Source organism: Streptomyces nigra (assembly GCF_003074055.1).
GTDB lineage: Bacteria > Actinomycetota > Actinomycetes > Streptomycetales > Streptomycetaceae > Streptomyces > Streptomyces nigra.
In genome coordinates this window covers 2,307,008-2,325,793 of the sequence record NZ_CP029043.1, presented here as the reverse complement: position 1 = coordinate 2,325,793, position 18,786 = coordinate 2,307,008, and the positions used below count along the sequence as shown (strand labels likewise).

The 18,786-nt window shown below is 70.6% G+C and carries 23 protein-coding genes; 14 read left to right on the top strand and 9 right to left on the bottom strand.

Annotated elements, in window-relative coordinates:
- The first annotated feature begins 2 nt into the window (after positions 1-2).
- Genes DC008_RS10770 through DC008_RS10750 form a run of 5 tightly spaced genes read left to right on the top strand, consistent with a single transcriptional unit; the run spans position 3 to position 5,707 of the window.
- Positions 3-1,853 (top strand): SCO2524 family protein, encoded by a 1,851-nt coding sequence (locus DC008_RS10770; RefSeq protein WP_108706783.1) that lies wholly within the window; start codon positions 3-5, stop codon positions 1,851-1,853.
- A gap of 3 nt (positions 1,854-1,856) precedes the next feature.
- Entirely contained in the window at positions 1,857-2,774 is a 918-nt protein-coding gene (locus DC008_RS10765) for an SCO2523 family variant P-loop protein (protein WP_108706782.1), read from the top strand.
- Complete coding sequence (locus tag DC008_RS10760) at positions 2,771-3,751, top strand: SCO2522 family protein (protein ID WP_108706781.1); 981 nt, start codon at positions 2,771-2,773, stop codon at positions 3,749-3,751. The genes DC008_RS10765 and DC008_RS10760 overlap by 4 nt, the downstream gene beginning before the upstream one ends.
- 1 nt (position 3,752) lies before the next feature.
- On the top strand, positions 3,753-4,727 hold the full coding sequence (locus tag DC008_RS10755; protein ID WP_108706780.1) for an SCO2521 family protein: 975 nt from the start codon (positions 3,753-3,755) through the stop codon (positions 4,725-4,727).
- 44 nt (positions 4,728-4,771) lie between these two features.
- Positions 4,772-5,707 carry a DUF6879 family protein gene (locus tag DC008_RS10750; protein WP_208645841.1) on the top strand — a complete coding sequence of 312 codons (936 nt, stop codon included), beginning with the start codon at positions 4,772-4,774 and terminating at the stop codon, positions 5,705-5,707.
- On the opposite strand, the gene DC008_RS10745 is transcribed toward DC008_RS10750, so the two are convergent.
- Together DC008_RS10745 and DC008_RS10740 are read right to left on the bottom strand one after the other, a co-directional pair.
- Positions 5,691-5,885: a DUF397 domain-containing protein gene (locus DC008_RS10745; protein ID WP_055620859.1), complete on the bottom strand. Its 195-nt coding sequence runs from the start codon at positions 5,883-5,885 to the stop codon at positions 5,691-5,693. The genes DC008_RS10750 and DC008_RS10745 overlap by 17 nt on opposite strands.
- The gene (locus DC008_RS10740; protein ID WP_108706779.1) at positions 5,867-6,697 is read right to left on the bottom strand and encodes a helix-turn-helix domain-containing protein; all 831 of its coding nucleotides are present in this window, start codon (positions 6,695-6,697) and stop codon (positions 5,867-5,869) included. Before DC008_RS10740 ends, DC008_RS10745 begins: the two co-directional genes overlap by 19 nt.
- Before the next feature lie 86 nt (positions 6,698-6,783).
- Here DC008_RS10740 and DC008_RS10735 point away from each other — a divergent pair, with 86 nt between their 5' ends.
- The 4 genes from DC008_RS10735 (at position 6,784) to DC008_RS10720 (ending at position 8,954) form a co-directional block, all read left to right on the top strand.
- Entirely contained in the window at positions 6,784-7,017 is a 234-nt protein-coding gene (locus tag DC008_RS10735) for a hypothetical protein (protein ID WP_374207422.1), read from the top strand.
- Complete coding sequence (locus DC008_RS10730; protein ID WP_108706778.1) at positions 7,014-7,229, top strand: hypothetical protein; 216 nt, start codon at positions 7,014-7,016, stop codon at positions 7,227-7,229. The genes DC008_RS10735 and DC008_RS10730 overlap by 4 nt, the downstream gene beginning before the upstream one ends.
- A gap of 110 nt (positions 7,230-7,339) precedes the next feature.
- Complete coding sequence (recO, locus tag DC008_RS10725; RefSeq protein ID WP_055620856.1) at positions 7,340-8,086, top strand: DNA repair protein RecO; 747 nt, start codon at positions 7,340-7,342, stop codon at positions 8,084-8,086.
- A gap of 28 nt (positions 8,087-8,114) precedes the next feature.
- Entirely contained in the window at positions 8,115-8,954 is an 840-nt protein-coding gene (locus tag DC008_RS10720) for an isoprenyl transferase (RefSeq protein WP_055620855.1), read from the top strand.
- A 138-nt stretch (positions 8,955-9,092) separates the two neighbouring features.
- On the opposite strand, the gene DC008_RS10715 is transcribed toward DC008_RS10720, so the two are convergent.
- The 4 genes from DC008_RS10715 to DC008_RS10700 are packed head-to-tail and all read right to left on the bottom strand — an operon-like array spanning position 9,093 to position 12,210.
- On the bottom strand, positions 9,093-9,509 hold the full coding sequence (locus DC008_RS10715; protein ID WP_055620854.1) for a Fur family transcriptional regulator: 417 nt from the start codon (positions 9,507-9,509) through the stop codon (positions 9,093-9,095).
- A gap of 60 nt (positions 9,510-9,569) precedes the next feature.
- The gene (locus DC008_RS10710; RefSeq protein ID WP_108706777.1) at positions 9,570-10,472 is read right to left on the bottom strand and encodes a metal ABC transporter permease; all 903 of its coding nucleotides are present in this window, start codon (positions 10,470-10,472) and stop codon (positions 9,570-9,572) included.
- On the bottom strand, positions 10,472-11,239 hold the full coding sequence (locus DC008_RS10705; protein WP_055620957.1) for a metal ABC transporter ATP-binding protein: 768 nt from the start codon (positions 11,237-11,239) through the stop codon (positions 10,472-10,474). The genes DC008_RS10710 and DC008_RS10705 overlap by 1 nt, the downstream gene beginning before the upstream one ends.
- 20 nt (positions 11,240-11,259) lie before the next feature.
- Complete coding sequence (locus DC008_RS10700; RefSeq protein ID WP_108706776.1) at positions 11,260-12,210, bottom strand: metal ABC transporter substrate-binding protein; 951 nt, start codon at positions 12,208-12,210, stop codon at positions 11,260-11,262.
- A gap of 163 nt (positions 12,211-12,373) precedes the next feature.
- Between DC008_RS10700 and DC008_RS10695 the strand changes: the two genes are divergently transcribed.
- The 3 genes from DC008_RS10695 (at position 12,374) to DC008_RS10685 (ending at position 15,036) form a co-directional block, all read left to right on the top strand.
- A complete protein-coding gene (locus DC008_RS10695; RefSeq protein WP_108706775.1) occupies positions 12,374-13,756 on the top strand; it encodes a glycine--tRNA ligase in 1,383 nt (460 codons plus the stop codon).
- Positions 13,757-13,850: 94 nt separating this feature from the next.
- Positions 13,851-14,516, top strand: a complete 666-nt coding sequence (locus DC008_RS10690) for a maltokinase N-terminal cap-like domain-containing protein (protein ID WP_108706774.1) — start codon at positions 13,851-13,853, stop codon at positions 14,514-14,516.
- 7 nt (positions 14,517-14,523) lie between these two features.
- Positions 14,524-15,036, top strand: coding sequence for a GNAT family N-acetyltransferase (locus DC008_RS10685; protein WP_108706773.1), 513 nt, complete (start codon positions 14,524-14,526; stop codon positions 15,034-15,036).
- Here DC008_RS10685 and DC008_RS10680 read toward each other — a convergent pair whose 3' ends face one another.
- Positions 15,037-16,083 carry a chitinase gene (locus DC008_RS10680; protein WP_108706772.1) on the bottom strand — a complete coding sequence of 349 codons (1,047 nt, stop codon included), beginning with the start codon at positions 16,081-16,083 and terminating at the stop codon, positions 15,037-15,039.
- 162 nt (positions 16,084-16,245) lie between these two features.
- Between DC008_RS10680 and DC008_RS10675 the strand changes: the two genes are divergently transcribed.
- Positions 16,246-17,253 carry an aldo/keto reductase gene (locus DC008_RS10675; RefSeq protein ID WP_108710640.1) on the top strand — a complete coding sequence of 336 codons (1,008 nt, stop codon included), beginning with the start codon at positions 16,246-16,248 and terminating at the stop codon, positions 17,251-17,253.
- Between the two features lie 41 nt (positions 17,254-17,294).
- Positions 17,295-17,894, top strand: a complete 600-nt coding sequence (locus DC008_RS10670) for a TetR/AcrR family transcriptional regulator (protein ID WP_108706771.1) — start codon at positions 17,295-17,297, stop codon at positions 17,892-17,894.
- Positions 17,895-17,898: 4 nt separating this feature from the next.
- On the opposite strand, the gene DC008_RS10665 is transcribed toward DC008_RS10670, so the two are convergent.
- Entirely contained in the window at positions 17,899-18,522 is a 624-nt protein-coding gene (locus tag DC008_RS10665; RefSeq protein WP_108706770.1) for a GNAT family N-acetyltransferase, read from the bottom strand.
- Positions 18,519-18,734 (bottom strand): hypothetical protein, encoded by a 216-nt coding sequence (locus DC008_RS10660; RefSeq protein WP_108706769.1) that lies wholly within the window; start codon positions 18,732-18,734, stop codon positions 18,519-18,521. The genes DC008_RS10665 and DC008_RS10660 overlap by 4 nt, the downstream gene beginning before the upstream one ends.
- Positions 18,735-18,786: the final 52 nt, after the last annotated feature.

Sequence of the window (18,786 nt, the reverse complement as noted above, 5' to 3'; positions counted from 1 at the left end):
GGATGCAGATCAAGCCACGCCAGCATCTGCTGGACATCTGGCAGGCGATTGCCCGCCACTCTTTCGACGGGGGGGAGTGGCAATGGGGCGACTGGGGCAAGGAGAGCAGCGTCGCCGACGCCGAGCGGCTCCTGTGCCTGCTCTATCCCGCCACCGAGATCCCCGCCTTCCGGCTCGACGACCCGGACACCACACAGGAGGACGTCCAGCAGGTCCTGAAGAAGGCCGGAGGACGACTGGACATCCCGGCCAATCTCGTGACCGCCGCCGCCGACTTCATGCGGACGCACACCGGTGAGGACAAGCGGCCCACCTTCGCGGGCGGCTACTACTTCGGCTCCCAGGACAAGACGAGGGAACTCACGGAGGAACAGCGCCGGTTAGGCGTGGTCGACTCCTACTCCATGTCGATCACGCTGTGTCTCGCCCTGCTGGGCTTCCTCAAGGTCTACGAGACCAGGACCCGGCGCAGCGACATCAAGGAGACCATCGCCGAACTCCGCGCGGCCACCAGCAACCGCCTCACCGCCGCCATGGTGAGCCTGCTGCGCTCCTTCGTCGTCAACGTCTTCGACACCGACTCCTCCCAGGGCCAGACCCTCACCGAACTCCTCGGCCAGCAGCGGCTGTCGCAGCGCCAGGTGCTGAACAAGTTCCAGAACCGCTTCCGCGCCCTGCGCGCCGCGATCAACGAGAGCGTGTTCCTCGGCATCGACGTCCAGGAAGGCCTCAAGGACGAGAACCAGCTCTTCGAGTGCGGCTTCTCCTGGACCATGGTCAAGGACGCCCCCGAGGTCGAGACCAGCGAACCCATCGGACCGCAGCCCGACGGCGTCGCCAACCCGGTGCCCTACCTGTACTTCACCGTGGTCGCCCTCGACGGTATCCAGGACCTGTTCTCCGACCGCACGCTCACCCTCGGCCTGCTCAACACCGAGCAGCAGAGACTCGCCGAGTCGCTGCGTCTGCGGTGGGAGCTGACCCAGCAGTACTGGTCCGGCATCGCCCGCTTCAACGCCGACCGCTGGCCCCTGGAGGACATCCCCTGGCGTACGACGGGACAGAAGCTGGAGTCCGAGTACTTCTCCCTCTCCGTCGCCGCCATCCTCGTGCACGACCTGATGCGCCGCCGGGCCACCGACGACGACCTGACCCGCACCGTCGGCGTCATGGAGCGGCTCGCCGAACGCGGCCGCATCACCAGCCGCATGGTCCGCGACGACCCGATCGTCCACGCCCTGCACAACGTCGGCGTCGCCCTGCCGCTCCAGGGCAGCGAACGCCTCGGCCCGCCCATGACCTGGGCCATGACCGACTTCTCGGCCCAGCTCCTCAAGCGGACCGTCCAGTTGTGCACCCTCTCCCGCAACCTCGCCTCCCACGACCGGCTGCTCCGCCTCGCCGAGGACGTCTTCGACCACATGTGGCGCCGGCGCATCCGCGACGGCGAGGGCGTCGGCCTCTGGGACAACATCCACGCCGCCTACCCGGACGCCGAGATCCACCAGCGGCGTGTCCCGGTCTCCTGGAGCATCACCGAGCGGGTCACCGAGGTCATGGTGCAGGCCAACGTCATGTACCGGCAGCCCCCGATCCGCAGCAACGAACTGAGCGAACTGGCGAAGGCGTTGCTCAGCGAGTCCGCCCACCTCCTGGGCAACGAGCAGATGGAGCCCGCCCCCGCCGACGCCGGCCGGCACGGCATGCAGTTGCGCAACATCGAGGTGAAGCTGCGCCGCGCCCGCAGCCTCGTCGAGGAACAGCCCGGCACCGCCTACGCCCTCACGCTCGACGTCCTCGGACAGCTCGACTCGCTCGCCCGCGCCCGCGAGGCCGCGGACCGGGGAGTGTGAGACGTGCTGATCTTCTCCGCCTCCGACAAGGGAGGCACCGGCCGCTCGGTGACGAGCGCCAACCTGGCCTACCACCGCGCCCTGGCCGGTGACGACGTCTGCTACCTGGACTTCGACTTCGGCTCGCCCACCGCGGCGGCCGTCTTCGACGTGGCCGACGCCCGTCAGGCCACCGAGGACCACGGTCTGCACGCCTACCTGATAGGAGAGGTCGGCGAACCGGCCCGCATCGACGTCTGGGCCGAGACCGAGCACCAGGTGCTGCGCTTCCCGCCGCCCGGCTGCGGCCGGCTCGTGCTGATGCCCGGCGACGTCAGCGGCGGCGAGTTCGCCACCAGCGAGGAGAACCTCCACCGCTGCGTCGACCTCCTGATGAACCTGTACTACGAGTTCGACCTGGTCATCGTGGACCTCAGCGCCGGCCGCTCGTACGCGGTCGACATGGTCCTGGAGGCCACCGCCCAGCCCGAGATGAGCGAGGTCACCGCCCGCTGGCTGGTCTTCCACCGCTGGACCCGCCAGCATGTCGCGGCCGCCGCCAGCCTGGTCTTCGGCAAGCGCGGCATCCTCGCGGGCGGCGTCGAACGCGGACACGGCGAGGAGGAGCTGCGCAACGCCATCCGCTTCGTCCGGGCCGCCGTCCCCGACCCCGAGTCACCGCTGTGGTCCCAGGTGTCGCCCACCCAGTCGGCGTGGATGCGCAAGACCGACGGCGACCTCAAGCAGCTCGCCTCCACCCACGGCATCGGCTACAGCCAGGTCCTCGGCTCCGTGCCGCTCGAACCGGTCCTGCAGTGGCGCGAGCAGCTCATCACCGACGAGGACGTGCTCGACAGCCAGATCGCCAACCAGGAGACCTGGCAGGCGCTCAGCCGGCTCGCCGAGCGCCTCACCGACGACAAGTTCTGGGAGACGGCATGAGCGACGCCGTCTTCCAGGAGACCACCGCCCAGCCGCGCACCCAGTCCGTGCCGCTGGCCCATCTCTCCCTGGAGCTCGGCCACCTCTACATGGAGGACTACGAAGCCGGGCCCAAGCGGTTGGCCGAGCACTTCGCCGAGGTCCGGGTCTGGGCGGACGCCGTACGGGCCTCCGCCGCCCGGCGCGGCCGGCGCCCCCGGATCAGCACCTGCTTCCTGATCGACGACTACTTCAGCCGCTTCTCCACCCCGGCCGAACTCGTCCCCATGGTGCTCAAGGAGGCCGAGAAGGCGGGCCTGGTCATCGACTATCTGGCCCGCGAGTCGGCCTGCGCGGTCGCCGACCGGGTCGAGCTCGCCGAGTCCGTCATGCACCGCCTCGTCGAGTCGCCGCCACCCGGCAGCCACGGCTCGCGCCCGCCCGTCAGCCGTACCGGCTGGCTGGCCAACGGCGAGCGCAGCCCCGCCACCTCCCGCAGTGCGCTCGGCGCGGTCAAGGGCTGGCAGCCGCCGCAGGAGACGGCCGCCCGCAACCACTCCATCTTCATGGACGTCGAGCTGTGGTCGGAGAAGGACGGCCGGCGCCTGTGGTCCTGCCCCTTCCTGGCCGCCGTGTGGCAGCTCGCCCGGCTCGGCCTCCTGCGGCACCTCGGCGAGCCGGTGCTGGTGCCCACCGTGTGGGAGGGCGCGGACTTCCCGCAGGAGTGGGACCGGCTGCCACCCGTGGTCAAGCTCAGCGACACGGGCGCGGCCTTCAGCGCCTACCGCACCTGCAGCCTGATGCCGAACCGCTTCATCGCCGTCGAGGACGCCGTACGGCTCATCCTCGACCAGATAGACGTCGACGCGGGGGCGCTGCGGCAGGTCGCCGAGCGGTCGGCGGCCGAGCGGGTGCCGGTGCCCCCCGCGGTCGCCCAGCGCGCCACGTACGTCTTCTACGAGGAGCCCGGCGACTCCGCCGAGGCCGAGGAGACCTGAGATGACGGCGGCCCCGGTCCACCCGGCGCGTCCGGTCCTCGCCTGCGGCGAGGTCCGCACCTGTCTGCTGCCGTCGCTCCAGGCCCTCGACAGCCGGGCCGCCGCCCAACTGCTCCGGCTCCGCGCCGACGAACCCGTACGGATCTCCGAGCGGCCCTCCATGCACGCGCTGTCCCCCGAGGTGCTGACCGGGGTGGACTGCCGGCTGCCCGCCTCCAACGGCAGCAAGGTCCGCGGCGTCGGCACGGTCGCCGCGCGTGCCGCCCTGACCGAGGGGCGGCTCCTCCAGGCGACCGCCTGGTTCGGCGTCCCGGCCGCAGGCCCCGATCTGCGCCGCCCCTGGGGCCAGTACCTGGTACGGCCCGGCCTCGTCGAACCGTTCGGCAAACTGCCCGAACAGGCCACCGCCGAGGGCGTGTTGCGCGGCGCCGGACGCGGCGAGCTCGACCTCGGCGTGATCGCCGAGGGGCTCCTCGCCCAGCTGCGGCGGCACGCGCTGCTCGACCGCCGGGTGCCGTTCAAGTCCAGCCCCACCCGACTGCGCTGGGTGGCCCGGCGGGAACCGGCGGGGGAGCGGGCCTCACTGACGAGTTTCACCGTCGCCGAGGGCGGGCTGCGCACCATGGAGCTGTCCCTCCCGGCCGACGTCCCGGCCGCGTCCGCCGCCGGTCTGTGCGAGGATCTCGCCCTGCACGACTGGCTTTTGACGACGGTTCAGCACATGCTGGACAACAGCAGACTCGGTACGGCGGGTGGCCCGCCGGTGATCGAGACGCTGCAACCGGTCGTCGTCCATCTGCTGCATCTGTGGATGCCGCGGGCCCACGTGGATCCCGCTCTGGCCCACCTGTGGGACGTACTGGAACAGCGACCGGGGTTCTCCCGGCAGTGGGAGAACCTCAGCCGGCGCATCAGGGACCGACTGGCCCTCCAGGCCGTGGCGACGCCGCGGCAGGCGCTCAGCGACGCGCGCTGAGGGGCAGCACCGCACGACAACCGCAACCTGACGGGGGATGACAGATGAGCACGACGTCATTAGGGAACGGCAACGGCGGCAGGAACCAGCCGCAGACACAGAGCGCGGGGCGGCACAAGGTCCTGCTGAGAGTGCTGGTCGCGGGCGTGGCCGGCGCCGCGACCTTCCTGCTGAGCGGTCTGCTGAACCAGGAGGACGACAATCTGTGGGAGTGGACGATGTCCATCTCCCTCGGCTGCGCGGTGCTGATCGTGCAGTACCTGGTCGACTTCGGCGAGCGGTTCGAGAAGGTCGACCAGGGCTTCGCCGAGATCCTCTCCGCCACGGAGCTGTTCAGCCAGGTCGACGGCTCGGTGCTGCGCTCCGAGGAGGTGACCCGGCTCGTCCTCGGCTACACCCGGGTCCGGGAGCAGGGCGGCGACATCATGCAGGCCTTCGCCGAGAAGGAACTCGGGCGGCTCGCCCGGATGATGGAGGGCCTCGGCAGCGGCACCGCGGACTGTCCGGGCGAGAACCACGAGTGGCTGATCGACCTCACCGACTGCACCAAGATGACCCTGGACGCCACCAGCACCTCGGTGGACCGGGAGTTCTGGTACAGCGGACCGGCCGAGCGCTACCTCGCGGCGCAGGAGAAGGCGATCCGCAGGAGGGGCGTGGAGATCCGCCGCCTGTTCATCGTCCGGACCGAGGACGAGGTGACACCGGAGCTGCGGTCGCTGTGCGACGACCACCGCAGGCGCGGCATCGACGCGCGCATCGCGGTGCGCTCGCTGATGGAGGCCAACCCGAGGGTGAGCGACTTCATCGTCTTCGACGGCGAGCTGTGCCACGAGACCAAGCCGGACCAGGAGAACAACCCGGACAGCACCCTGCTGAGCGCCGACCCGGACCACATCGAGGACCACATCACCCAGTTCACGGACCTGTGGGCCGAGGCGGAGCGCCAGCAGACGCCCCGGGTCACCTCAGAGACCTGAGGAACCCCTCCCAGGCATGAGCGGGGAACAGCAGCACGGGACCGTCCGAGGCGAGCTTGGAGTCCCGGACGGGAACGGTGTGGGGGACTCCGTCGGCCACCTCGACGCAGTTGCCTCCGTCGCCGTTGCTGTGGCTGCTCCTGCGCCAGCGAGCGCCGCTCAGGTCGTCCGTGTGCATCGTCTGAAGTCCTCAGCTGCCGACTCGATCAGGGCCAGGGACGCGTCCGGAGACAGCGCGGCGCCCCTGATGAGATCGTAGGCGCGGCTCGCACGCTTCACCACCGCCGGGTCGTCCAGGACGCTGCCTGAAAACGACGTCTCGGTATAGGCAGTTGGCGGTGCGTCGTCGAACTCCATCAGGCGCAGCGAGCCGTTGTTCGCCGTGGCGCCCGCCGAGTACGGCAGCACCTGGAGCAGCACCTTGCGGCTGCGGGCCGCCTCCGCCAGGTGCGTCAGCGCCTGCGCCGCGACCTGCCGGCCGCCGACCGGCACGCGCAGCACCGTCTCGTGCACGATCGCGCAGTACTCCGGCCGCGTCGCGTCCTCCAGGATCGCCGCGCGCTCGGCGCGGGCCGTGACCCGCTCCTCGACGAGTTCGTCGGCCGCGAACGGCTGTGTGGCCAGGACGAGTGCCCGCGTGTACGCCGGTGTCTGCAGCAGCCCCGGGACGACGGAGGGCTCCCAGTCGCAGATCCTTGTCGCCAGCCGCTCCAGCTCGGCCGTCCTCGCGAAGTAATCCGCGTACCGCCGGTCCCTGATGAGCTTCTGCCAGAGGCGCTCGAAAATACCGTCGGTTTGCAGGGCGTCGTCAATCCTCTGAGCGATATCCAGCTGAGGCTTTCGGATCGCCTGTTCGAACTGGCCGATGTAACCACCCGACACGAAAACCCGCGCACCCAGTTCCGTCTGCGTAATACCGGCGTTCTCACGCCGTCTCTTCAGCTCCGCCCCGAAGAACTCCCAAGCCGCCTGACGTGAACCGTTGGCCATGACAACCTCCCTGCACAGCGGGGCACTTGTAGTGCACAGACTGCCGCCGAGTGTAGGCGCCACGGGTCACCATGGAGTGGGAATGCGTGAAACCCGAATTCGAGGGGAGCAAGGTGGCGGAACGACACTCGGCGCACTGCGTCGAAGAAGCGGAGGAAGTGGTGAAGGAATTGCGGGCCGCGCTGGAGAACGCAGGAATTACGCTCCCGACACTCCGGATCGATCCGGCGAGTCTCGCGCGTGAAGCGCCATGCCCGCTGGTCGAATTGGGCCGCTGCTCCGTGGACACCGCGCGGCGGCTCGCGGCGGTGCTGCGATGAAGCCGTCCATCGGGTCGTATGTCTATGACACTCTTTCGGGTCGAATCGGGGTGGTGATGGGCCACGAGGGCCCGTACGTCCAGCTGCGGCCGCACGGCGGCGGCAAGGAGTGGGACGCCGACCCGGCGTCGGTGCGGCCCGCCACCTCGGCCGAGCGGTTGCGCGCGGCGACGGCGTACGCGAACGCGCGCAGCAGGGGAGAGGTGCCCTGAGGGCGTACCCACGCCACCCAGTGCCACCGCCCCTGCACGGTCCGCAGTGCGGGGGCGGTGGGTGACCCCGGCCGCACCCGCCTGTCACCGGCGTACGCGACAATGAGGTCATGAGTCTGTTCCGCGACGACGGCATCGTGCTGCGCACCCAGAAGCTGGGTGAGGCGGACCGGATCATCACCCTGCTCACCCGCGGGCACGGGAGGGTGCGGGCCGTGGCGCGCGGCGTACGGCGCACGAAGTCGAAGTTCGGGGCGCGGCTGGAGCCGTTCTCCCATGTCGACGTGCAGTTCTTCGCGCGGGGGAGCGAGCTGATCGGACGCGGACTGCCGCTGTGCACACAGAGCGAGACGATCGCTCCGTACGGCGGCGGCATCGTCACGGACTACGCCCGCTACACCGCAGGGACGGCCATGCTGGAGACCGCCGAGCGGTTCACCGACCACGAGGGCGAGCCGGCCGTCCAGCAGTATCTGCTCCTGGTGGGGGCGCTGCGCACCCTCTCCCGCGGCGAGCACGAGCCGCACCTCGTGCTCGACGCCTTCCTGCTGCGGTCCCTCGCCGTCAACGGCTACGCCCCGAGCTTCGGGGACTGTGCGAAATGCGGCATGCCGGGACCGAACCGCTTCTTCTCCGTGGCCTCGGGGGGCTCGGTCTGTGTCGACTGCCGGGTGCCCGGTAGCGTCGTACCGTCGCCGCAGACCCTGGACCTGCTGGGCGCGCTGCTCACCGGTGACTGGGAGACCGCGGACGCGTGCGAGCCGCGGTACGTCCGGGAGGGCAGCGGACTGGTGTCCGCGTATCTGCACTGGCACCTGGAGCGCGGACTGCGCTCGCTCCGGTACGTCGAGAAGTAGAAGAAAGCCAAAGGGAGACGAGAGACACATGGCCGTGAGTGGGTTCCTGGGGCGCCGGCGCCGTGAGTACAGGACGCCGGAGCCGCACCCGTCCGGTGCCCGCCCGCCCAAGCTCCCGGGCGAGCTGGTCCCGAACCATGTGGCGATCGTCATGGACGGCAACGGCCGCTGGGCCAAGGAGCGGGGCCTGCCGCGCACCGAGGGCCACAAGGTCGGCGCGGAGCGCGTGCTGGACGTCCTGCAGGGCGCGATCGAGATGGGCGTCGGCGCGATCTCGCTGTACGCCTTCTCCACCGAGAACTGGAAGCGCTCGCCCGACGAGGTGCGCTTCCTGATGAACTTCAACCGCGACTTCATCCGCAAGACCCGCGACCAGCTCGACGAGCTGGGGGTGCGGGTGCGGTGGGTCGGCCGGATGCCCAAGCTGTGGAAGTCGGTCGCCCGGGAGCTGGAGATCTCCCAGGAGCAGACCAAGGACAACGACAAGCTCACCCTGTACTTCTGCATGAACTACGGCGGGCGGGCCGAGATCGCGGACGCCGCGCAGGCGCTCGCCGAGGACGTGCGCGCCGGGCGGCTCGACCCGGCCAAGGTCACCGAGAAGACGTTCGCGAGGTACCTGTACTACCCGGACATGCCGGACGTCGACCTGTTCCTGCGGCCCAGCGGCGAGCAGCGCACCTCCAACTATCTGCTGTGGCAGAGCGCGTACGCCGAGATGGTCTTCCAGGACGTGCTGTGGCCGGACTTCGACCGGCGTGACCTGTGGCGCGCCTGCCTGGAGTACGCCTCCCGCGACCGCCGCTTCGGCGGCGCCATCCCGAACGAGGAGCTCCTGGCCATGGAGGGCCGCTCCGAGGAGAGCTGATCGCACGGGAACGGCCCCGTCCCACCTCGGTGGGACGGGGCCGTTCGCGGCTGTGGGACCTCAGCGGTCGTTGAGATACCGGTGGCCGTTGCACCAGCCGGTTCCGCTCCACTCGACGCCGGGCACGTTGCCCCGAGCTCAGCAGTTGGCGGATGCGCAGTCGGCGCAGGTGCCGAAGATCTCCACCGTGTGCGCCACGTTCACATAGCCGTGCTCGGCCGCGATGGCGTCCGCCCACTTCTCCACGGCAGGGCCCTCGACCTCGACGGCCTTGCCGCAGACCCGGCACACCAGATGGTGGTGGTGCTCGCCGCTGGAGCAGCGGCGGTAGACGGACTCGCCCTCGGAGGTGCGCAGGACGTCGACCTCGCCGGCCTCGGCGAGGGACTGCAGGGTGCGGTAGACGGTGGTGAGCCCGACCGAGTCGCCCTTGTGCTTGAGCATGTCGTGCAGGTCCTGGGCGCTGCGGAACTCGTCGACCTCGTCGAGGGCCGCCGCCACGGCGGCGCGCTGCCGGGTGGCCCGGCCCTTCACGGGCGGTCCTGCCGTCGTCACCGTTGCCTCCTCACGTCTGCGCCTTGCCCGCGCCATTGTGCCAGTCCGACCCGAGCCCGGTCAGACGCCGACCTTGCCCGCGGCGCCCCCGTCGTCCGGAACCGCGCACTCCACGGGGTCCCCGGCCGGCTGCGCCGCCGCCAGGGCCCGAGCGCGTCGCCGGGCCAGCGGGGTCGCCAGCGCGGTCAGCACGATGAACGCGCCGATGGTCAGCAGCACGATGGTCGCGCCGGGCGGGACGTCGTTGTAGTACGAGGTGACCGTGCCCCCGATCGTCACCGTCACACCGATCGCCACGGCGATCGCGAAGGTCGCCGCGAAACTGCGGGACAGCTGCTGGGCGGCCGCCACCGGCACCACCATCAGCGCGCTCACCAGCAGCAGCCCGACGACCCGCATCGCGACCGTCACCGTGACGGCGGCCGTGACCGCCGTGAGCAGGTTCAGCGCGCGCACCGGAAGGCCCGTGACCCGCGCGAACTCCTCGTCCTGGCTGACCGCGAACAGCTGGCGGCGCAGCAGCACCGTGATGAGGACCACGAACGCCGCGAGCACGCAGATCGCCGTCACATCCGACTCGGACACCGTGGACAGCGACCCGAACAGGAAGGACAGCAGGTTGGCGTTGGCGCCGCCGGGCGCGAGGTTGATCAGCAGCACACCGCCGGCCATACCGCCGTAGAAGAGCATCGCCAGGGCGATGTCGCCGCGGGTCTTGCCGTACCAGCGGATCAGCTCCATGAGCACCGCGCCGAACACCGCGACCAGGGTGGCGGTCCACACCGGCGACCAGGACAGCAGGAAGCCGAGGCCGACGCCGGTCATGGCGACATGGCCGATGCCGTCGCCCATCAGCGCCTGGCGGCGCTGCACGAGGTAGATGCCGATGGCCGGCGCGGTGATGCCCACGAGGATCGCGGCGAGCAGCGCCCGCTGCATGAAGTCGGCGTTCAGGATTTCCATCAGCTCAGCAGTCCCGTCCGGATCGGTTCGGCGTCGTGAGCCGCGTGCGGGTGTACATGGTCGTGGCCGGGCAGCGCGTGCTGGCCGACCGCCTTCGGGGGCGGGCCGTCGTGCAGCACACAGCCGTCGCGCAGGACGACCGCCCGGTCGATCAAGGGCTCCAGCGGGCCCAGTTCGTGCAGGACGAGCAGGACCGTGGCACCGGCCGCGACCTGCTCGCGCAGGGTGTGGGCCAGGACCTCCTGGCTGGCCAGGTCGACGCCCGCCATCGGCTCGTCCATGATCAGCAGTTCCGGCTCGGCGGCCAGGGCGCGGGCGATGAGCACCCGCTGGTGCTGGCCGCCGGACAGCGCGTCGACCGAGTCCTTGGCGCGGTCCGCCATGCCGACGAGCTCCAGGGCGTGCCGGACGGCCTCGCGGTCGGCCTTGCGGAAGAGCCCGAAGCGGGTGCGCGAGAGCCGGCCCGAGGAGACGATCTCGCCGACCGTGGCGGGCACGCCGCCCGCCGCCGTCGTGCGCTGCGGGACGTATCCGACCCGCGCCCAGTCGCGGAACCGGGCCCGCGGGGTGCCGAACAGCTCGATCTCACCGGCGCTGACCGGCACCTGGCCGATGACGCTGCGCACGGCCGTCGACTTGCCGGAGCCGTTGGCGCCGAGCAGCGCGACGACCTCGCCGCGGCGCACGGTGAGGTCGATGCCGCGCAGGACCGGGCGGGCGCCCAGCTCGGCGCGGACGCCGCGCAGGGAAATGACGGACTCGCTCATGCCGTCCTCCAGGGAGTGGGTCACCGGGCGCCCAGCGCCTTCTTCAGGGCCGTGAGGTTGGCCTCCATGACCGCGAAGTAGTCGTCCCCCTTGGAACGGTCGGTGAGGCCCTCGAGCGGGTCGAGGACGTCCGTCCGCAGGCCCGCGTCGTCGGCGAGGGTCTTCGCGGTCTTGCCGGACACCAGGGTCTCGTAGAACACGGTGGTCACCCCGTCCGCCCGGGCCTCGTCGCGCAGTTCCTTGATCCGGGCCGGGCTCGGCTCGCTCTCCGGGTCGACGCCGGAGATGGCCTCCTGGGTCAGCCCGTAGCGCTCGGCGAAGTAGCCGAAGGAGGCGTGGTTGGTGAAGAAGACCTTGGTCTTCGTGTTCTTGAGCCCGTCGCGGAACTCGGTGTCCAGCGCGTGCAGCCGGTCGACCAGCGCGTCGGCGTTCTTCCGGTAGTCGGCCGCGTGGTCCGGGTCCGCCTTCGCGAACGCGGTCCCGACGCCCTCGGCGATCTCCGCGTACTTCACGGGGTCGAGCCAGACGTGCGGGTCGAGGCTGTGCTCCTCCTCCTCGGGGTGCTCCTCGCCTCCGTGGTCGTGCTCGACGTCGCCGTGGTCCTCCAGCTTGGTGAGGTCCGCGGCGTCGATCTTCGTCTTCAGGGCCGCCTGGTCGATGGCCTCGTCGACGGACGGCTGGAGTCCGCTGAGGTACAGCGCCGCGTCGGACTCCTCCAGCTCGGCCCGCTGGCGGAGGCTGAGCTCCAGCTCGTGCGGTTCCTGGCCGGGTTCGGTGAGCGTGGTCACGTGCACATGGTCCCCGCCGATCCGCTCGGCGAGGAACTGCATCGGATAGAACGAGGCGACGACGTCGAACCTGCCGCCGCCTGCGGCCGCGCTGTCCGTCGAGCAGGCGGACAGGGAGCCGATCCCGAGGACGGCGACGGCCGCGAGGGCGGCCCCGGATATGTGAGGTCGTCGTACGTTCATGACAGTCATTTTCAACTGCACTGGAAACCATTGTCAACAAGCGTGTTCAGGCGTCCACGGAGCGCTACCGATTTGATTGGAGGGCAGCCCCCGCCGGTACCCTGAAGCATTCGCTGTAGAAGCGCCTCGCTTCGTCGCCCGTCGTCGTAATGAAGAGAGCACCGTGGCCGCCGACAAGATCGACACCATCGTCAGCCTGAGCAAGCGCCGTGGCTTCGTATTCCCCAGTAGTGAGATCTACGGCGGCACGAAGGCCGCCTGGGACTACGGACCGCTGGGTGTCGAGCTCAAGGAGAACCTCAAGCGCCAGTGGTGGCGTTACATGGTGACCTCCCGCGAGGACGTCGTCGGTATCGACTCGTCCGTGATCCTCGCCCCCGAGGTGTGGGTCGCCTCCGGTCACGTCGCCACCTTCACGGACCCGCTGACCGAGTGCACCTCCTGCCACAAGCGGTTCCGCGCGGACCACCTGGAGGAGGCGTACGAGGCCAAGAAGGGCCACGCCCCCGAGCACGGCCTCGCCGACATCAACTGCCCGAACTGCGGCAACAAGGGCCAGTTCACCGAGCCCAAGCAGTTCTCGGGTCTGCTGTCGACGCACCTCGGCCCGACCCAGGACTCCGGCTCCGTCGCCTACCTGCGTCCCGAGACCGCCCAGGGCATCTTCACCAACTTCGCCCAGGTGCAGACCACCTCGCGCCGCAAGCCGCCGTTCGGCATCGCCCAGATGGGCAAGTCCTTCCGCAACGAGATCACGCCCGGCAACTTCATCTTCCGCACCCGCGAGTTCGAGCAGATGGAGATGGAGTTCTTCGTCAAGCCGGGCGAGGACGAGAAGTGGCAGGAGTACTGGATGGAGCAGCGCTGGAACTGGTACACCGGTCTCGGCCTGCGCGAGGAGAACATGCGGTGGTACGAGCACCCGAAGGAGAAGCTCTCCCACTACTCCAAGCGCACCGCTGACATCGAGTACCGCTTCCAGTTCGGCGGCAACGAGTGGGGCGAGCTGGAGGGTGTCGCCAACCGCACCGACTACGACCTCTCCGCCCACGCCAAGGCCTCCGGCCAGGACCTCTCCTACTTCGACCAGGAGGCCGGCGAGCGCTGGACGCCGTACGTCATCGAGCCGGCGGCCGGTGTCGGCCGCGCGATGCTGGCGTTCCTGCTCGACGCCTACATCGAGGACGAGGCGCCCAACGCCAAGGGCAAGCTGGAGAAGCGCACCGTGCTGCGGCTCGACCCGCGCCTCGCGCCGGTGAAGGTGGCCGTGCTGCCGCTCTCCCGCAACGCCGAGCTGTCCCCGAAGGCCAAGGGCCTCGCCCAGGCCCTGCGCCGCAACTGGAACATCGAGTTCGACGACGCCGGCGCCATCGGCCGCCGCTACCGCCGTCAGGACGAGATCGGCACGCCGTTCTGCGTCACCGTCGACTTCGACACCCTCGAGGACAACGCGGTGACCGTCCGTGAGCGCGACACCATGAAGCAGGAGCGCGTCTCCCTCGACCAGATCGAGGGCTACCTGGCCAGCCGCCTCATCGGCGCCTGACCGCCCGGAACACCGTCACGGGGTCCCCGTCGTCCATTCCTGGACGGCAGGGGCCCCGCGTCGTGTCCACCGGCCGTCCGTGAGAATCTGCGGCATGGCCATCATCCACCGCACCACCCTCACGCCGACGAAGCTGGAACTGCTCGCCACCTGGCTGCCGTCGCGCCCCTGGTACGCCGGTTCCGGTGCGTCCCGGCCGGAGAAGGCCGGCGGCTTCCGGCTGGACGACCCCAACGGCGAGGTCGGCATCGAGTTCATGGTGATCACCGACGCGTCGACGCCGGGAGCGGCCGGGTATCTCGTCCCGATGACGTACCGCGGCGCTCCTCTCGACGGCGCCGAGGAGGCCCTGATCGGCACCACCGAGCACGGCGTCCTGGGCCGGCGCTGGGTGTACGACGGCTGCCAGGACCCGGTGCTGGTCGCCGAGTTGCTCGCCCTGATCGACGGGCGGGTGGAGGCGCAGGCGCAGAGCGTCTCCGACGCCGTCGACCGGGACGTCACCCGCTCCCGTACCGGCGCCGCCCTCCGGGGCGAGCAGTCCGGCCTGCCGCTCGCCGAGGACTCCGCGCACGGCACCCGGATCGCCACGGCCGACGGCCCGCTCCTGCTGCACCGCGTGCTGACCCCCGCCCCCGCGGGCGCCCCGGCGCTTCCCGAGGGCGCCCGCGGACACGTCGGCGGTGTCTGGACCCTGGCGGACGGCACCCGCGCCCACGGCCTCTTCGTCACCCTGCACACCGGAACGGGCCAGGACTGAGGGCCGTATGGAGAGGCCCCTCTCCGACGGGACGGTCACTCTGTCCCCGCTCGGACCGGACGACGGCCCGGCCCATCTCGCGGGCGAGGACGAGCAGTTGATCCGCTGGCTCAGCGGCGGCCCCGGCACCCCCGAGGGCGTCGCGGCGTATCTGCGGCACTGCGCCGCGCAGTGGGCCGAGGGCGGCTCCCTGCGGGCCTTCGGCATCCGCGTGGAGCACGGCCGGACGCTCGCGGGCACGATCGACCTGCGGTCCGAGGCCGAGGGTCTCACCCGGGGGCAGGTCAACGTCGCCTACGGCCTCTACCCGGCCTGGCGGGGGCGGGGCCTCGCCACCCGGGCCGTCCTGCTGGTCTGCCGGTACGCGGCGGACGTGGGCGCGCGGGCGGCCGTGATCCAGGTCGAGCCGGGCAACGCGGCGTCCGTCGCCGTGGCCCGCCGGGCGGGGTTCACACCCGGCGGGCAGCGGTTCGCGGACGACGGGACGCTGTTCGACCGGTACGTCAGGGAGCTGTCCTGATCAACGGCCTTGCAGGGCCTTGACGTTGTCGCCGAAGGTCCAGTTCTTCGAGCCGTCCCAGTTCAGCGACCAGGTCATCAGGCCCTTGAGCGCACCGCCGTAGTGCCGCCAGGCCTCGCCGACCTGGGACGGCGACATGTGGCCGCCGCCCGCGCCGGGCTGCGCGGGCAGGCCCGGCACCTGCTTGTCGTAGGGGACCCTGATCGTCGTGCCCTGCACTACAAGGCCCTTGTCGAGACAGTCGGTCTGGGCGACGAAGCCCTGGACGGTGCCGGCCTGGTAGGAGTCGCCGGAGCAGCCGTACATGCTGCCGTTGTAGTACTGCATGTTCAGCCACCACAGGCGCCCGTTGTCGGCGTACTTCTTGATGATGGGCAGATAGGCGCCCCAGATCGAGCCGTAGACGACGCTGCCGCCCGTGACGTACGCCGTCTCCGGGGCCATCGTCAGGCCGAAGCCGGACGGCATCCGGGCCAGGATTCCGTCGATGATCCGGATGAGGTTGGCCTGCGAGGCCGACAGCTGCCCGATGTTCCCGCTGCCGGTCAGGCCCGTCTCGATGTCGATGTCGATGCCGTCGAAGTTGTACCGCTTGAGGATCGGGCCGATCGTGTCGACGAACCGGTCCGCCACCGCCGTCGAGTTGAGGTCGATACCGGCGGTGGCGCCGCCGATCGACATCAGGATCGTGGCGCCGGCGGCCTTGGCCGCGCACATCTCCGCGGGGGTGGCCACCTTCACGCCGCTGTCCATGCCGTCCTCCCACAGCGCCGTGCCGTCGGAGCGGATGACGGGGAACGCCGCGTTGATCACGTTGTAGCCGTGCCGCGCGATACGGGAGTCGGTGATCGGGGTCCAGCCGAACGGCGGGTGGACGCCGTTGGCGGCGCCGTCCCAGTTCTCCCAGTAGCCCTGGAGCACCTTGCCGGCCGGTTTCGGCTTCACGGCACAGGTGTCGGCGGCGGACGCCGGGGCGGCGACGGGGAGTTGGGCGAGCGCGGCGGTCGTCAGCGCTGCGGCGAGGACGCGCAGGGCGCGGCGGAGCATACGGGCCTCCCGGTGGGGGGTGCGGTGAGGTGTCGTAGGCATGACAGTGCTCGTGGTCCAGACCTTTCGTCAAGAGGTCTGGACCAGTGCGCTTGAGATCGGCCGACAAGTAACAGCTGACAGATATTGAAATCTGTCAGCTGTTAGGGCACAGTGGAGGACATGACGATGCGAACCCGACCCCTAGGAACCACCGGCCCCCAGGTCTCCGCCCTCGGCCTCGGCTGCATGGGCATGTCGGCGCTCTACGGCGACGCGGACCGGACCGAGTCGATCGCCACGATCCACGCCGCCCTGGACGCCGGCGTCACCCTGCTCGACACGGGCGACTTCTACGGCATGGGCCACAACGAACTCCTGATCGGCGAGGCCCTGCGCACGGCACCCGCACAGCTGCGCGAGAAGGCGCAGGTCAGCGTGAAGTTCGGCGCGCTGCGCGGCCCCGACGGCGAATGGAGCGGCTTCGACGGCCGGCCCGCCGCCGTGAAGAACTTCGCCGCGTACTCCCTGCAGCGCCTCGGCGTCGACCACATCGACGTCTACCGGATCTCCCGGCTCGACCCCGAGGTCCCCATCGAGGAGACGGTGGGCGCCATCGCCGAACTGATCGAGAAGGGCCACGTCCGGCACGTCGGCCTCAGCGAGGTCGGCGCCGAGACGATCCGCCGCGCCGCCGCCACCGCGCCCGTCACCGACCTCCAGATCGAGTACTCCCTGATCTCCCGCGGCATCGAGAAGGAGATCCTGCCCACCACCCGTGAGCTGGGCATCTCCATCACCGCCTACGGTGTGCTCTCCCGCGGCCTGATCTCCGGGCACTTCACCCGCGACCGGCAGCTCGCCGCACAGGACTTCCGGGCGCACTCGCCCCGCTTCCAGGGCGACAACCTCCGGCACAACCTCGACCTCGTCGACGCGCTGCGGAAGATCGCCGAGCGCAAGGGCGTATCCGTCGCCCAGATCGCCATCGCCTGGGTGCTCTCCCGGGGCGAGGACATCGTGCCCCTCGTCGGCGCCCGCACCCGCGAGCGGCTCACCGAGTCCCTGGGCGCGCTCGACGTCACCCTGGACGAGGCGGACCTCACGGCGATCGAGGAGGCGGTGCCGCCGGGCGCCGCGGCCGGCGACCGCTACCCCGCCCCGCAGATGGCCCACCTGGGGACCGAGTAGTGCCTGCGGCGCCGTCCGGCACGCCGGGTACCGTCTAGGACATGCCGTCGACGTCCCCGACCCTGACCGCCGAGCGCATCCTCGAAGCGACCGAGGAGGTGCTGCGCCGCCACGGCCCGGCCAAGGCCACCGTGGTCGACGTCGCCCGCGCGCTCGGCGTCAGCCATGGCAGCGTCTACCGGCACTTCCGCACCAAGGCGGCACTGCGGGAGGCCGTCACCAAGCGCTGGCTGGACCGGACGACGGGACTGCTGGCGGACATCGCGGGCGCGCCCGGCCGCGACGCGGAGGTCCGGTTGCGGGAATGGCTCGCGGCGCTGTTCGCCGCCAAGCGCCGCAAGGCGTTCGACGACCCCGAGCTGTTCGCCACGTACTCGGTGCTGACCACGGAGACCGCCGAGACGGTGGTGAGCGAGCACATCGCCGACCTCACCGGGCAGCTCACCGCGATCGTCCGGGACGGCGTCGAGTCCGGTGTCTTCACCGCCGCGGACCCGGCCGTCGCGGCCGTCGCCGTCTTCCGTGCGACCGACCGCTTCCACGACCCGCACTACGCCCGCGAGTGGGAACAGCCCGGGGTGCAGGACGACTTCGACGCCCTGGTGGGCCTGCTGCTCCGGGGCCTGCGGGCGCGCGACTGAGCCGTCAGACGGCCCCGGTGGTCTCCGTCGTCCGCCCGAGATAGGTCACCGGACCGGCATCCGGCACCGGTATCTCGTGGAAGCCGAGCCGGTCGTAAAAGGCGCGCGCGGCGGTGTTGGCCGTGACCATGCACAGATGGACGGCCGGGACGCCGCGCTCCCGCAGGGCCCGGAACAGCGTGTGCATGAGCACCCGCCCGTACCCCTTTCCCTGCCAGCCGGGCAGCAGATCGATGTGCAGATGCGCGGGATATCCGGCCACCTCCGGCACCAGCATGCGCTCCGGGGTGTGCAGCAGCCGGGCGATCTCCTCGTCCGGCGTGCGGGGTTCGACCGGATCCGGATAGCGCCCGGCGATCCGCGGCAGCCACGCGGCCCGGTACTCCTTCACGAACCGTGCGGTGTCCGCCGTCCCCACGACATAGCCGACGGCCCGCCCCCGCCCGTCGTCCACCACGAAGGCCAACTCCGGCTCCAGCACGACATACGGCAGCGCGAAGGCCGCCGGGAACACCCCGGGGTCCTCGTAGTACGGCCGGCTGTCCCCGCCCACATGGGCCGTACGCACACAGATGTCCTCGACCGCCGCGCGGTCACCGGGCTGGTACAGGCGGACATGGCTCGTCATCCGTGCTGCGTCTCCGTCGGGTCCACGGTGGCCTGGTGGGCCTCCGCCAGGTGCTCCTCCGCCTTCAGCCACGGCAGGAACTGCGCCGCTCTGCGCCACCCGCAGGTCTCGCATCTCAGCGTTCGCTGCGGCCCTTTGCGCACGACATGCACGACATGCACCCGCCCGTGCTGGTCCCAGCGGCTCACCTTGCTCGTGTTGATCTCCAGCATGACGCCTCCAGCGTCCGGGGACAACGGGCCCGTGGGGCGGACCGCGCAGCAA

Bases quoted from the DNA above. Each gene is read 5' to 3' on its own strand.
- DC008_RS10770 (WP_108706783.1), top strand. From the start codon at position 3: ATGCAGATCAAGCCACGCCAGCATCTGCTGGACATCTGGCAGGCGATT.
- DC008_RS10760 (WP_108706781.1), top strand. From the start codon at position 2,771: ATGAGCGACGCCGTCTTCCAGGAGACCACCGCCCAGCCGCGCACCCAG.
- DC008_RS10755 (WP_108706780.1), top strand. From the start codon at position 3,753: ATGACGGCGGCCCCGGTCCACCCGGCGCGTCCGGTCCTCGCCTGCGGC.
- DC008_RS10750 (WP_208645841.1), top strand. From the start codon at position 4,772: ATGAGCACGACGTCATTAGGGAACGGCAACGGCGGCAGGAACCAGCCG.
- DC008_RS10745 (WP_055620859.1), bottom strand. From the start codon at position 5,885: ATGCACACGGACGACCTGAGCGGCGCTCGCTGGCGCAGGAGCAGCCAC.
- DC008_RS10740 (WP_108706779.1), bottom strand. From the start codon at position 6,697: ATGGCCAACGGTTCACGTCAGGCGGCTTGGGAGTTCTTCGGGGCGGAG.
- DC008_RS10730 (WP_108706778.1), top strand. From the start codon at position 7,014: ATGAAGCCGTCCATCGGGTCGTATGTCTATGACACTCTTTCGGGTCGA.
- recO (WP_055620856.1), top strand. From the start codon at position 7,340: ATGAGTCTGTTCCGCGACGACGGCATCGTGCTGCGCACCCAGAAGCTG.
- DC008_RS10720 (WP_055620855.1), top strand. From the start codon at position 8,115: ATGGCCGTGAGTGGGTTCCTGGGGCGCCGGCGCCGTGAGTACAGGACG.
- DC008_RS10710 (WP_108706777.1), bottom strand. From the start codon at position 10,472: ATGGAAATCCTGAACGCCGACTTCATGCAGCGGGCGCTGCTCGCCGCG.
- DC008_RS10705 (WP_055620957.1), bottom strand. From the start codon at position 11,239: ATGAGCGAGTCCGTCATTTCCCTGCGCGGCGTCCGCGCCGAGCTGGGC.
- DC008_RS10700 (WP_108706776.1), bottom strand. From the start codon at position 12,210: ATGAACGTACGACGACCTCACATATCCGGGGCCGCCCTCGCGGCCGTC.
- DC008_RS10690 (WP_108706774.1), top strand. From the start codon at position 13,851: ATGGCCATCATCCACCGCACCACCCTCACGCCGACGAAGCTGGAACTG.
- DC008_RS10685 (WP_108706773.1), top strand. From the start codon at position 14,524: ATGGAGAGGCCCCTCTCCGACGGGACGGTCACTCTGTCCCCGCTCGGA.
- DC008_RS10680 (WP_108706772.1), bottom strand. From the start codon at position 16,083: ATGCTCCGCCGCGCCCTGCGCGTCCTCGCCGCAGCGCTGACGACCGCC.
- DC008_RS10675 (WP_108710640.1), top strand. From the start codon at position 16,246: ATGACGATGCGAACCCGACCCCTAGGAACCACCGGCCCCCAGGTCTCC.
- DC008_RS10670 (WP_108706771.1), top strand. From the start codon at position 17,295: ATGCCGTCGACGTCCCCGACCCTGACCGCCGAGCGCATCCTCGAAGCG.
- DC008_RS10665 (WP_108706770.1), bottom strand. From the start codon at position 18,522: ATGACGAGCCATGTCCGCCTGTACCAGCCCGGTGACCGCGCGGCGGTC.
- DC008_RS10660 (WP_108706769.1), bottom strand. From the start codon at position 18,734: ATGCTGGAGATCAACACGAGCAAGGTGAGCCGCTGGGACCAGCACGGG.